9 protein-coding genes are annotated in these 11,999 nt (G+C 41.5%); 6 read left to right on the top strand and 3 right to left on the bottom strand.

Annotated elements, in window-relative coordinates:
• Positions 1–585: 585 nt before the first annotated feature.
• The gene (locus tag VGA95_02590; GenBank protein ID HEX9665422.1) at positions 586–1,221 is read left to right on the top strand and encodes a hypothetical protein; all 636 of its coding nucleotides are present in this window, start codon (positions 586–588) and stop codon (positions 1,219–1,221) included.
• Between the two features lie 117 nt (positions 1,222–1,338).
• Here VGA95_02590 and VGA95_02595 read toward each other — a convergent pair whose 3' ends face one another.
• Together VGA95_02595 and VGA95_02600 are read right to left on the bottom strand one after the other, a co-directional pair.
• Positions 1,339–3,123, bottom strand: a complete 1,785-nt coding sequence (locus VGA95_02595) for an ATP-binding protein (protein ID HEX9665423.1) — start codon at positions 3,121–3,123, stop codon at positions 1,339–1,341.
• Between the two features lie 5 nt (positions 3,124–3,128).
• Positions 3,129–3,821: a response regulator transcription factor gene (locus VGA95_02600; GenBank protein HEX9665424.1), complete on the bottom strand. Its 693-nt coding sequence runs from the start codon at positions 3,819–3,821 to the stop codon at positions 3,129–3,131.
• A gap of 162 nt (positions 3,822–3,983) precedes the next feature.
• Here VGA95_02600 and VGA95_02605 point away from each other — a divergent pair, with 162 nt between their 5' ends.
• The 3 genes from VGA95_02605 (at position 3,984) to VGA95_02615 (ending at position 8,200) form a co-directional block, all read left to right on the top strand.
• On the top strand, positions 3,984–5,426 hold the full coding sequence (locus tag VGA95_02605; GenBank protein HEX9665425.1) for a porin: 1,443 nt from the start codon (positions 3,984–3,986) through the stop codon (positions 5,424–5,426).
• Positions 5,427–6,290: 864 nt separating this feature from the next.
• Positions 6,291–7,103 (top strand): DUF2092 domain-containing protein, encoded by an 813-nt coding sequence (locus VGA95_02610; GenBank protein HEX9665426.1) that lies wholly within the window; start codon positions 6,291–6,293, stop codon positions 7,101–7,103.
• A gap of 26 nt (positions 7,104–7,129) precedes the next feature.
• Positions 7,130–8,200 carry a DUF6515 family protein gene (locus tag VGA95_02615; GenBank protein ID HEX9665427.1) on the top strand — a complete coding sequence of 357 codons (1,071 nt, stop codon included), beginning with the start codon at positions 7,130–7,132 and terminating at the stop codon, positions 8,198–8,200.
• Positions 8,201–8,424: 224 nt separating this feature from the next.
• On the opposite strand, the gene VGA95_02620 is transcribed toward VGA95_02615, so the two are convergent.
• Positions 8,425–9,144, bottom strand: a complete 720-nt coding sequence (locus tag VGA95_02620; GenBank protein ID HEX9665428.1) for a metallophosphoesterase family protein — start codon at positions 9,142–9,144, stop codon at positions 8,425–8,427.
• 331 nt (positions 9,145–9,475) lie between these two features.
• Between VGA95_02620 and VGA95_02625 the strand changes: the two genes are divergently transcribed.
• Both VGA95_02625 and VGA95_02630 read left to right on the top strand, forming a co-directional pair.
• Entirely contained in the window at positions 9,476–11,173 is a 1,698-nt protein-coding gene (locus VGA95_02625) for a hypothetical protein (GenBank protein HEX9665429.1), read from the top strand.
• 187 nt (positions 11,174–11,360) lie between these two features.
• Positions 11,361–11,999: PQQ-dependent sugar dehydrogenase (locus VGA95_02630; protein ID HEX9665430.1), on the top strand; the 639-nt coding region annotated here is incomplete at its 3' end.

Genomic DNA, 11,999 nt, shown 5'->3' on the forward strand with positions numbered 1-11,999 from the left:
CCTTACCGTACGCTGGAATGTCAGGATCAACTTTTACCGCCTCCTGGGCAGTTACTGATGAAAGGTCTAGTATTAGAATGAACCCTAGAGTAGTAACCATGCAGCTTAAACGTTTAAAACATTTTGTCCATCTAGACATAACGATATTCCTCCTTTTCTAAATTTTGAGATAGTTAACATGTATTATGTTAAGAAAGTGTTAATAGAAGATGAATGCAATGTTAACCAAGGTATCGTATCGCCGTATTGGGGTAATGAAGCTTAACTTAATTTGGCTAAAGTTAAAAAGCGCTCAAGTTCAGGGTGCCTACTCTTAATAGGGACTTAATGTAATCTTAAATTCGTATTAACATGTCTTATTTAGTATAGATTTGGATTTAGGTAAATTTCCTAAGAACCGGGTATCTAGGGACGATAATTCACTGGTTTAAAATTCAAAAGGGCAAAGAATCTCGGGAAAGATGTGATAATAGATAGGGGTTTTATAGTAAGAACCATTTAGAGGTGTTAACCCTATCAGGTAGTTCGAGTTAATAGGGTTTTTGTTGGAGATGGTTCCTGGACATTTAGAATGCTTGGAAAAATATGGAGATAAGGGCAGTTGCTCAAATAGCTAGAAGGGAGTGGGAGAACATAGCCATATCGCTTGAAGATTGTGGTGATATTGGCAAATTTGACGTTGAGCATCATATAAGCGACAATCCCGGCTTGATCAAGAACTTGATTGAGATGGAAAATAAGCTTCATTTATATGACTACCTTACATCAGAGGCCGCATCCGTGTTTACAGAACTCGCTTACAAAGCGGCCGAGAGGCTTGGGCTTAAGGGCAGTATCGCCAGGTCATTTGGCGCAGGATATAGTTGGGTTAGAACTGGCTGGTTTGATCTCATGTGGCTGGATTTCGAAGATATTTATGATTTAGAAGAGCATTTGGTCAAACAAATATTCTTCTTTAAGATCTTCTTCCCAAACTTTGTCGATCTGAATTGGTGTTTTGATAGTCCTTCCATTATACAAAACTTTAATGCGGTGTATGCAAGGTTTGTCGTATGGCAGAATAAACCAGAGGGGTATGTCCAAGATTACAAGCTCTATAAAGAGCAAATTGAGCCGATATGGATAGGCCTGTCAATGATCCTCGACAGCCCGATTGGCAATTGCAAGAGGCTTAGGGGTTATATCACGACTAACATAATATATCAAATTAACGTCAGATAGGCACCTTCACTATAGGATGCCTGGAATACGAAAACATTTCCTGAGTTAAATGGACATTCCGAGAGTTCATCTCCAGTACCACCAATATATGGAAATTCCGGAATAAATTTTTTTTATTCAGTGGATTTTATCTGCACAGGGTAGTGTAATTATAAATCTGCTTCCTTTTCCAACTTCGCTTTCGACATTTATTTTACCATTGTGTATTATTGCTATATGCTTTACGATGCTGAGTCCGAGACCGGTCCCCCCTTGGTTTCTTGACCTTGTTTTATCGACTCTATAAAACCTCTCGAATACCCTGTTTAGATTTTCCTTCGGTATTCCAATTCCCGTATCGGCTACTACTAAGTCAATATTTGAGTCATGACCATATGCATCGATAACGATACTCCCTCGTTCGGGTGTGTACTTAACCGCATTATCGATGAGGTTTATTAACATCTGTTCCAGCAAAAATCTATTACCCTTTATGCTTGATATACCCTCCTTAACGTTTATTTCGACTTTAAGGTTTTTTTCCGATATCTTTCTTCTCAATGATTCGTAAGATGATGTGACAACTTCTTTTATGTCAACAACTTCAAACTCGGAGTTCTTCATTTCTAACGAAAGTGACTCTTTACTTTCTATTTCTGATAGGACGAGTAGATCCGAAACTATATTGATGAGCCTGTCTGTATGCCTCTTAATAATGCTCAGGAAATGTCTCCTTTCGTGGGGGTTTTCATAAGCTTCTTCCTCAAGTGTTTCTGTATAACCCTTAATGGCTGTGAGTGGGGTTCTGAGCTCATGAGAGACATTAGCAATGAAATCTGCCTTTATCTTTTCAAGGCTCTTGAAGTCGGTAATATCAAATACGACAACAATTAACACCTTTTCGGGATAATCCAATGTGCTGACATTTACCAGATAGTTTCTCTCCCTCGGGTATAAAATGGAGATTTCCTTTTTTGAGCTCTTGTTAGTCTTGAAAATGTTTTCAATGAGCTCATTGATATCCTTATTCCTTAAAACCTCCCAGTATCGCTTATTGACTGGATTATCCTTTATATCAAACATTTCAGATAATGCATCATTTGTTAGCATAATCTTACCTTTTGTTGATAGAAGCATCACTCCCTCATTCATTGAACTGAGGACTGCCTGGAGTTGCCTTTTCTCAAAGTCAACTTTTTGGAACAGCTCGTCCAGTTTTTCCGCCATTTTATTTAAGGCGAGCGAGACCTTCGAAAGCTCACCTTTTCTCTCCTTAGCGGGTATGTTAACTTTAAAATTCCCCTTCGCTATTTCTCCGGAAAGATTAATTATTTTGGATAGAGAGTTGGTAAAGGTTTTAGAAGACATGTAAGCGAGTATTAGAGCAACTATTATGAGAATAAACCCAGTGTAAATAATCTTTGCTTCTATAGGTAGAAAAGCCTCTCTAACAGAGCTGGTTGGTAAAGATGTTCGAACTACGCCCTGTATTCTCCCTTCTGAGTCCTTGATTGGAACTGCGACATAAACCATGTCATTGTTTATCGTATTACTATGACGCGTGCTTTGCCCGATCCCTTTTGATATTGCATCTTTTACCTCCGGTCTATTAGAGTGATTCTCCATCTCAAGCGGATTTGAGCTTGAATCGCCAAGTACATTTCCTGACCTGTCAATAAGGGTGATTCTTATGTTTATCTTTTTCCCGATTTCGGAAACTAAGGAGCTTATTTCATTTCCTCTATCTCTTGAAATTGGAAAATTTATGAAACCCCTGATTATATTCGCGGATGTAAGTAGTCTTTCCTTTATGAGGGATTCATCGTATTTTTTTAATTCACCGATTGTAAGAAAGGTAAACAGGGAAAATACAAGGGTGATTATTATAAAAATGGCTAGGAACTGTTTCCAAAATAATCTCAGATCCTTTACTCTCCTTCCAGCTTATATCCAATCCCCCTAATAGTTTTTATCATATTTCCGGCTTTGCCAAGTTTTTCTCTAAGGTTTTTTATGTGCACATCGATTGTTCGATCGTAAACCAGCTTGTCGTCGCCCCAGAGCCTTTTCTTCTTTAAAAGCTGATCTCTCGTGAAAACACTTCCTCTTCTTTCCAGAAAAACCTCAAGGATTTTAAATTCCGTAGTTGTAAGATCGATCCTTTTGCCATTAACGGTTACTTCATATCTATCAGAGTTTAGAGAAATTGGTCCAATCTCTAATTTTGGCTCCTTCCCTTCTTTACTATTTACTCTTCTCAGAAGACTTTTTACTCTTGCTGTCATCTCCCTTGGGCTGAATGGTTTTACGATGTAATCGTCAGCCCCGATTTCCAGACCAACAACAACGTCTGCTTCGGACGCCTTGGCTGTGAGCATTATGATCGGAATAGAAGAGGTGCGGGATCTGTTTTTTAACATTCTGCAAATCTCGAGTCCATCTATCCCAGGTAGCATTATGTCCAGCACAACCAGATCAGGAACTATTGACTCTAAAAATAATAGAAAATCTCTTCCATTATGGAATTCCTTGACTTTGTAACCTTCCCTCTTTAAGTGATGGCTTACGAGGTTAACTATATCCTCTTCGTCATCGACTATGGCTACTACCTTATCGCTCATTCACTGTCTCCCCGCAATTTAATTTTACATTACTATTATAGATTGAGACAGCCTCATAGCAACAAGTCTCTGCAAACCTTAACAGAATCTTAACTAAATTTTCATTTCGAGTTAATTTTCCCAAACTATTATTCTCATGAATTCATGAAAAAGGAGGAACGGATGATGCTTATACGAAGATTGATTCTTGGTGTAGTGCTTGGTGTTAGTCTGCTGGTTGTAGAGCCATATGCTCAGGAGCTTGGCGGCAAGCAAGTTGCCCAGAGTAGGAGTCAGATTGAAGAACTGAAGCAGCAGATTGATGAGATTCAGAGGCAGAATCAGCAGCAGATCGATGCGCTTCAGAAAAAGATAGAACAGCTAGAGTCGCAAAGGGCAGCCGATAAAGAGCAGATCGAAAAGGTGGTAACTGAGGATAAGGATGCCTGGTATAAAAAGTTCAAAGCGGGATATGATAAGGGATTTTTTCTTGAGTCCGACGATGGAAACTTTGAGATGAAGATGAAGTTTCGCACACAGCTTCGGCTTTCGGTAGACAATACTGATGATAAGCAAACCGGCGAGAAGAACACCGCAACAGATTTTAATGTTAGACGTTTCAGAATATATTGGGAAGGACACGCTTTCAGGCCCTGGTTCAATTATCTATTCCAGATTAGTGCTGATAACAATGGGAATTTTATAGTTAGAGACGCATATCTTGATGCCGCCTACGATACAAGGATCTTCCCGAGACTAGGTCAGTCCAAGGTTCCATTCAACAGGGAAGAGCTCACATCTTCATCCGAACTGCAGCTTGTAGATAGGTCAATTGTGAATGACGAGTTCAAGTACGGACGTGATAGAGGCGTGGCTGCTTATGGTCTCTTGGCGAATATGTTTACCTATGGATTCGGTGTATATAATGGCGATGGTCTAAATGGCACCAGCGTTGATTCAAACCTTCTATACGTCGGAAGAATCCAGTTCAATCCCTGCTGCGGTAAATTAAAGTATAGCAGTACCGGTAGCTTTCCGATCGGGGGCGCTTACAAGTTAGAACCCATGAATTTTAAGGAAAAGGAGCCACTACTCGCTTTTGGTGTTGCAGGTGCGACGCTTCCTGGTCTTAACATCGCTCAAAAGCAACCCGATAATAGTTTACTTGACGATAGGATGAACGAACTCGGTGTACAGTTCGCAGACGTTAGCTCTATCACTGCCGATGTCAATTTCAAGTATCAAATCTTCAGTATTACAGGCGAATACGATGGACGATGGATTAAGCCAGAAGGGGCGAACGCTGACGCTGTACTACCCGTATCCGATTTAGGTACAGTCTACGATCAGGGATTCGAGGCCCAGGCCGGCATATTCTTAGTTCCCCATGTGCTGGAGTTGGCTGGCAGATACGCTTATATTCGCTTCGATAGAGATCAAGGCTTAATTCCCGACGAGCGTCAACCGAAAAACGAATGGGCGGTGACACCCGGAATTAATTACTACATCACTCACGATAACAGATGGAAAATCCAGCTTGACTACAATTATATCAAAACCTCATTCTTAACAGGTGCTGATACCAATGAGAATCTATTTCGAATTCAGCTTCAAACGTATTTTTAAGTTGGCTTGGATATAACTTAGATCTCCCTTATAACCTTCTTTAAAAAGCTGACCCGGCACTGGTAAGATCGGTGCCGGGTTTGTTTTATACGAAATGGTCATATGTAGAGGAAGGCTTTCCATACCTTGTGAATATACAGGAGTACTTTAGTCCTTCATTCCATGTCATCCCCTTATTCTTTTAAGGAAAACAAAAATTTAATGAGCGGAATTTTTTAATTTCTTCTAACTGATTTATTCGGCCAATAATCAACACGGAAATGAGTATTCCAATGGTTTCTTTTGGGCACCTTGGTATTCTTTAAATCTTCTACAGTTTTTTCCCATATTATGACATATCCTCTTAATGATTGGTGATTAGACCTCAGGGAGGCCATTACCTCCCCGAGGTGGTCTTGTTGTCCCATGGTGTTAGCCTTGCTAGCCACCTTGGCACCTTATGTTTATATAGATTGTCTCCAGAGGATCCTCATGTGACAGAACAACCCTTCGACGAAATACCGGAAAATTTGTCAGTTTTCTAATCAGCAGAAATTAGGCTAAGCCGATCACAGAGTACCACTGAAAAATTACAACTGTCAGTAAAATAGATGAGTATATTGTATGTCACGGGGCTAATGTGTCAATCATGACAGGCACTTACGGCTCCTCTCATAATGGGCATAATAGATTTTGCCCCCTTTGTCCGGGGATTTATAGTTTGCATTCTTTACTTGACAATGATGAGTAATATAGTTATTAAAAAATAATATAGTTATTAAAAAATCAGTATCGCCAAATGTCGAAGATTTGAGTCAAATTGCAACGGCTAACAACAATATCAAGATAAGGGGAAAATTTCTAATGTGTAAACAGGGACGCTATATGCGGACTGCTTTAGGAATATTTATTCTATCATTCTTTTCGTTATTCATATTTATCCTGATATCCTCTTTCACACAAGCTGAAGAAAAAGCAAACCAGGTTAATGATCAACAACAAGGGGCCGTAAGAGAAAGAGACATTGAGCCCGAGGCTGACAAAATTTTAAAAGAGATGGGGGACTTCTTGAAAAATCAAAAGGAATTCAGTGCCACAGCTGATGTCACACTTGATGATGTTTTACCTTCGGGAGAAAAGCTTCAGTATTCTGCCACCAATAGCTTCGTTATACATCGTCCTAACAAAATTTATGCCCAGACTGTAGGCGATATCGGTATAAAAAAATTCTGGCATGATGGAGAAAGCATCACCCTGCTTGACGTAGATAAAAATGTATATGCGCAGGAAAAGGCCCCCTCTAATATTGACAACGTGCTTGACCATCTGATGGAAGATTATGGATTTTCGTTGCCCCTTGCAGACTTTGTATTCAGTGATCCGTATTCAGATTTGAGTGAGAATGTTGAAGATGGTTATTACGTCGGATTGCACAACGTACGTGGTATGAAGTGCAATCACCTTGCTTTTGTCCAGGAAAATTTAGATTGGCAGCTCTGGGTAAAAGAGGGCAAGGAGCCTGTTCCATGCAAGATCGTAATCACCTACAAGGATGTTCCTGGCTTACCACAGTACACAGCGGTCTTTACAGACTGGAATTTTGGAACGAAGGAACCCGATTCAAAATTCAGAGCCGATTCGCTCGAGGGTGCGGAGAAAATAGAATTTTTGAAAATTAAGAAGCAAATTAAGAAATAAAATTTTTGGTCCAGGGGTAAAAGATAATGAGTGACCAACAAAGATTAAACAAGAAATTCAATATAGCATTTTCGATTATCACACTCTTATGTAGTCTTGTACTATTGGTCCCGACTGAGGCTCTCACGCGTGGCAGAGGAGGAGGCGGCGGTGGAGGAGGGAGGGGAGGTGCTGCTAGAAGCGGGGGAAATTTTGGCGGCGGAGGGTATGGCAGCGTAAGACATTCAAGTGGAAGTTTCAAGTCATCAAGATCCAGTTATCAGGGTAGTCGTTCAAGGGAATTTAGCGGAGGAAGTTTTCAGGGGAGTTCTGGTCAGCGTTCTACGACCCGACAACAATCTGCTCCGCAAAGACAGACAACGAGTAGAGAAAGATCTGGGCAGCGACAGGATTCACGATCAGACCGGCAAACCGGGCGTCAAGATTTATCCAGTCAGAGACAGGACACCAGATCTGAGCGATCGGGAAATCGCCAAGATAATATTTCGGAACGACAGGGTGGTAGGACTGACCGAACCCAAATTCGACAGGACGCAAGAACCGAACGGCAAGGGAACAGGATAGACTTTGCGGACGATCACTGGAGTGGTAGATATAATTATTATCACAATCATTACCATAACTGGAATTACTGGTATGGGGGCTGGAGTAATTACTACGGGTTTCTGGCGTTTGGAACTGGGTTGGCGATAGGTGCCCTGATTGCATCAATACCGTATAATTCAGAGACGGTTATCGTCGAAGGTGATAAATATTACTACTCTGATGGGGTTTACTATTCACCTGAAGGATCGGAATATGTTATTGTGCCACCGCCGAGCGGGGCAACCGTAACGGCTTTGCCTCCCTCATGCTCTACAACTACAGTAGGTTCATCAATTTATTCCGACTGCGGAGGAATTTATTACCAACAAGTTGGGAATGGATGGAAGGTTGTTGACCCACCTGTAGGTGCGATAATTACGGAACTCCCAGAAGGTGCAATGGAACAGAACGTGGGTGGACAAAAATACTATTTCTATGCGAACGCCTATTATCAGCCCTTTTACAGCGGTAGTCAGGTTGTTTATATGATAGTTGAAGACCCCACGGCTTAGATTCTCATATCGGTAAAAGCAAATCCTTGTTTTAAACCGAGAAATGAAATTCCCTGCCCCGAGGAGGCTGTCTGACCATTATCGATAATGGTCTAAATATGGCTTCTCAGAATGGCCCGGGATAAAAGATCGGCAAACTGAGAGGGGTTTTGCGCTACGCCAAGAATACCGATTTTCGCATTTATCGGACAGCGGGAATATCAAACCAGAGCTTTTTCATTCTTCTAACTAACTATACCACCAACAACAAGCATCGATATCAGCTTTCCTACCGATTTCTTGGGTAATGAGGTGTTTTGAAGCTCTTTTACGGTCTTCTCAATATCATAATTTGTTCTCTTTATAGTAGCCTCGCCGTCTTCTATAACGGCATAAGATGCCCTTGGGTTGAAATCCCTGGGTTGCCCCACAGAGCCCGGATTTAAGTAAGTAGTTCCACCCACCTTCTTTATATATGGTTTATGCGAATGTCCTGTAATTACGAAGTCATGATGCAACCGACTGTTCGGTCTATCATAATCAGGCATTAAAATGTCGTCAGGGTCTGTATGAAACGACATTCCATCGTTGCCATAAGTATGGGTAATATAAAATCTCATGCCTTCAATAATAAATCGATCATGTTTTGGAAGCGTCCTGAAAAAGCCGATTTCTTCACTCTCGAGCAGCCCCTCTCCCCATTCCCTGGTTTTTTGCGAGAGCTTCTTTAGTTCATTGGAACAAAGACACTTACTGCCATAAGCCATAGCGTGGTCATGGTCACCCCTCACACCCCTAAATTGTCCACATGACGAGTTCATCAGAAACCTGGTGCACTCCCTCGGATTAGGCCCAAAATCTACTATATCACCAAGGAATATAAGGTATTCGTAACTTTCGTTAGATAGAATGCCTTCTAAGGCATGCCAATTAGCGTGAATATCTGATAATATTAGAATTTTCATAATATTTCATATTCTAGCAGCTCTGTATGAAGCTAATATTAAGGAAATGTTAAAATGCGGTTATTGCACATTTGAGATGCAATGTCATAAGAGGGCAAAAGATATCAAGAATTATTATCAGTTTGATGTTTATGGATTGATAAATGCCTACGCGTTAATTGCACATCAGTGCCTGAAATTATGATCACTATCGCATATTGACAAAGGTCAATTTTTCAACTACTTTTTGGTATTAAAAAAATATAAAAATATTAAAAAAACCTCTTGACAAAAGTTTATATATTATTTAGAGTTAGGAAAGATTCTAAAAACTTAAAGGAGGTAAGGAGAGATGAGTAAAGCCAAATGGCTAATATTGTTCCTATTGGCTCTTGTTGTTGCAGTTCCTTCCTACGCGGTAGAGCTAACCTTGGGGGGCTTCCCAAGCTACATGCGTACAAGAGCCACGTTTATTAAAGGCGCAACATTTTTAAGTACCATGAGCGATAGAAACGCTCAAAGGCTTGGTTTCAACGATAATGACGATAACATAATGTTTGTAGATACCAGACTCCGTCTAACCCCTCAGTTAGTCCTTAGCGACAAGGTCACTATCAGGGCACAGGTAGATGTTTTTGACAACAATATATGGGGTGGCATCGGAAGCGGATTCGTTGGAAACCCGGGCACTAATGCTGCTGCCGGCAGTACACTAGTCAATTCCGCAGATACTCCGAACAGCAGGTTTCGTGGCGCATTGTTGACAAACCAGATAGCCGGAGACTGTGCTAGAGGTACGGATGGATTTGTCAGGCCAAATGGCCAGCTTGCTACAACGGTTTGCGGATTTTTTAATCCAAACGATGCGACAGACGACGCACAATTTTTCAATGTCCGTATGCTCCATGCCGATATAGTGCTCCCATATGATTTGGGATTCGTAAGAATCGGTAGGCAGCCGTTTGACTGGGGTCTTGGAATTCTCGCAAATGGTGGCTGGGATCCACAGTCAGACCTTGGATTTGTGCTCGACAGGTTCCTCTGGCTTAAGTCCTGGGGGCTTGGCGGAGATGCCGGAACCTTCACGGTGGTTTTCGTCACGGATAGATTTACCCAAGGTCAGAGCTTGGAAACCGGTCTTGGCGATGGCTGGGATGGTGGCGCCGTTGCCTTAATTTACAACAATCCCAACATCATGGGGACAAATTTAACTGTCGGTGGTTATGTGTTCCCTTATATCCATCAAGAAGGGGTGCTATCAATTCCTCCTGTTGGTGGACAGAATGCCGGACAGCCTTTTGATATTGATCTGCAGCGTCTAACCCTTTGGGCAGGCTTGATTGATTTTAAGACAGATCTCTGGAGGTTTGTCGGTGAGATACAGGGTGCACAGGGAGAGGTCGAGACCAATTTAGGCGGTGTTCTCCCCAATTTCGATATTACGCAGCATAACCTGCTTTTTGCCGTGAGAGCTGAGGTTTATCCCGGATGGCCGATTAAACTGGTAGCCGCAGAGTTTGGTTGGGCTGGTGGTGATAATACAAATACGAAGGACGTAGAAGGAAACGCGATTGTGTTTAGCCCCGCCTATAACCTTGATAACTTGATGTACAAACACATAATACCAAACATTTACAGGATTGAGGGTAGCGTAATAAACTCATTCTATGCGAGGGCCTGGGGAACCGTAAAGATTGCAGACCCGCTTTCCTTCACACCTCAGGTAGTCGTTGGATGGAATGAAGAGACCAATTCTCCCCTTTACCCATCGGGCACGTTTGGGCAGGGAGTTAATACAAATGTCGATAGGTACCTAGGTACCGAAGTTGAGGGAACACTTACCTGGCAGGTATGGCCTGGCGTGAACTTTGACGTAATTGGCAGCTTAGTATTTGCTGGTAGTGGTCTAAAGCAACTGGAAAAGCAACAGGCATCTGCTGTGATGAACTCAACCAGTAACAACACGTTACCCAACCAGTTCAACGCATTTAGATTTCCTTGGGCTGTACAAGGAAGGCTCCTAATTTACATAGATCAGTTCTTTAAATAAAAAAGTAAAATGTTTTGGGGAGATTCCATGGGAATTTCCCCACGTTTTTTTGTTCTGTTAATCGATAAACCCTTCTGTTTGATTCTATCCAAGCAGAAGGGTTTATTGCTTTTAGCAGAGAAATTTTGTATAAATTCCATAACGTTAAGTTAAAATAAGGTTTAGATGACTGTAGCCAGAAATTAGTATGAATTACAGACATTTCAATCTTTTAATCATATTTATAATCGCTTTGTCATGCACGGATTCAGGCGAAGAGTCTGGCAGTTCATCTAATGGTGATAAACAGGGTAGGTACGCTCTGGTAAATGCATTTCCCAGTATTTCATTCGATAGACCGCTCGATATACAGAATGCAGGCGATGGAACAGACAGGCTTTTTGTAGCTGAGCAAAGGGGTGTGATCCATGTTATCGATCCAGACATTGGCGAGGCTAAGGTTTTTTTGGACATAAGGGATCGAGTTTTTTTTGATGGAGACCAAAGGGGGATCTTGGGGTTTACTTTCCACAGAGATTATGAAATTAACGGATTCCTTTATGTCTTTTATATTGCAGAAAAACCACAAAGAACAGTGATATCGCGTTTTACGGTGAGTAGTTCAGATCCAGATCAAGCCGATCCGGGAAGCGAGTTAATCTTATTGGAAATTGACCACCGCACACAAGTGGAGCCTGGGACTTGCGTTTGTGGGGGTCAAATTGCCATGGGGCCGGACGGCTACCTTTATATTGCAGTGGGTGTTACTTCAATTGCAAATGGTCAGGATACTTCAAGTTTGTTTGGCTCCATCCTGCGTATAGATGTGGACAATCCACAGAACAGT

This window comes from Thermodesulfobacteriota bacterium, from assembly GCA_036397855.1.
In the GTDB taxonomy this organism is placed as follows: domain Bacteria; phylum Desulfobacterota_D; class UBA1144; order Nemesobacterales; family CSP1-2; genus DASWID01.

Coding starts and splice junctions, on each gene's coding strand:
- VGA95_02590 (HEX9665422.1), top strand. CDS start 586: ATGGAGATAAGGGCAGTTGCTCAAATAGCTAGAAGGGAGTGGGAGAAC.
- VGA95_02600 (HEX9665424.1), bottom strand. CDS start 3,821: ATGAGCGATAAGGTAGTAGCCATAGTCGATGACGAAGAGGATATAGTT.
- VGA95_02605 (HEX9665425.1), top strand. CDS start 3,984: ATGATGCTTATACGAAGATTGATTCTTGGTGTAGTGCTTGGTGTTAGT.
- VGA95_02610 (HEX9665426.1), top strand. CDS start 6,291: ATGCGGACTGCTTTAGGAATATTTATTCTATCATTCTTTTCGTTATTC.
- VGA95_02615 (HEX9665427.1), top strand. CDS start 7,130: ATGAGTGACCAACAAAGATTAAACAAGAAATTCAATATAGCATTTTCG.
- VGA95_02620 (HEX9665428.1), bottom strand. CDS start 9,144: ATGAAAATTCTAATATTATCAGATATTCACGCTAATTGGCATGCCTTA.
- VGA95_02625 (HEX9665429.1), top strand. CDS start 9,476: ATGAGTAAAGCCAAATGGCTAATATTGTTCCTATTGGCTCTTGTTGTT.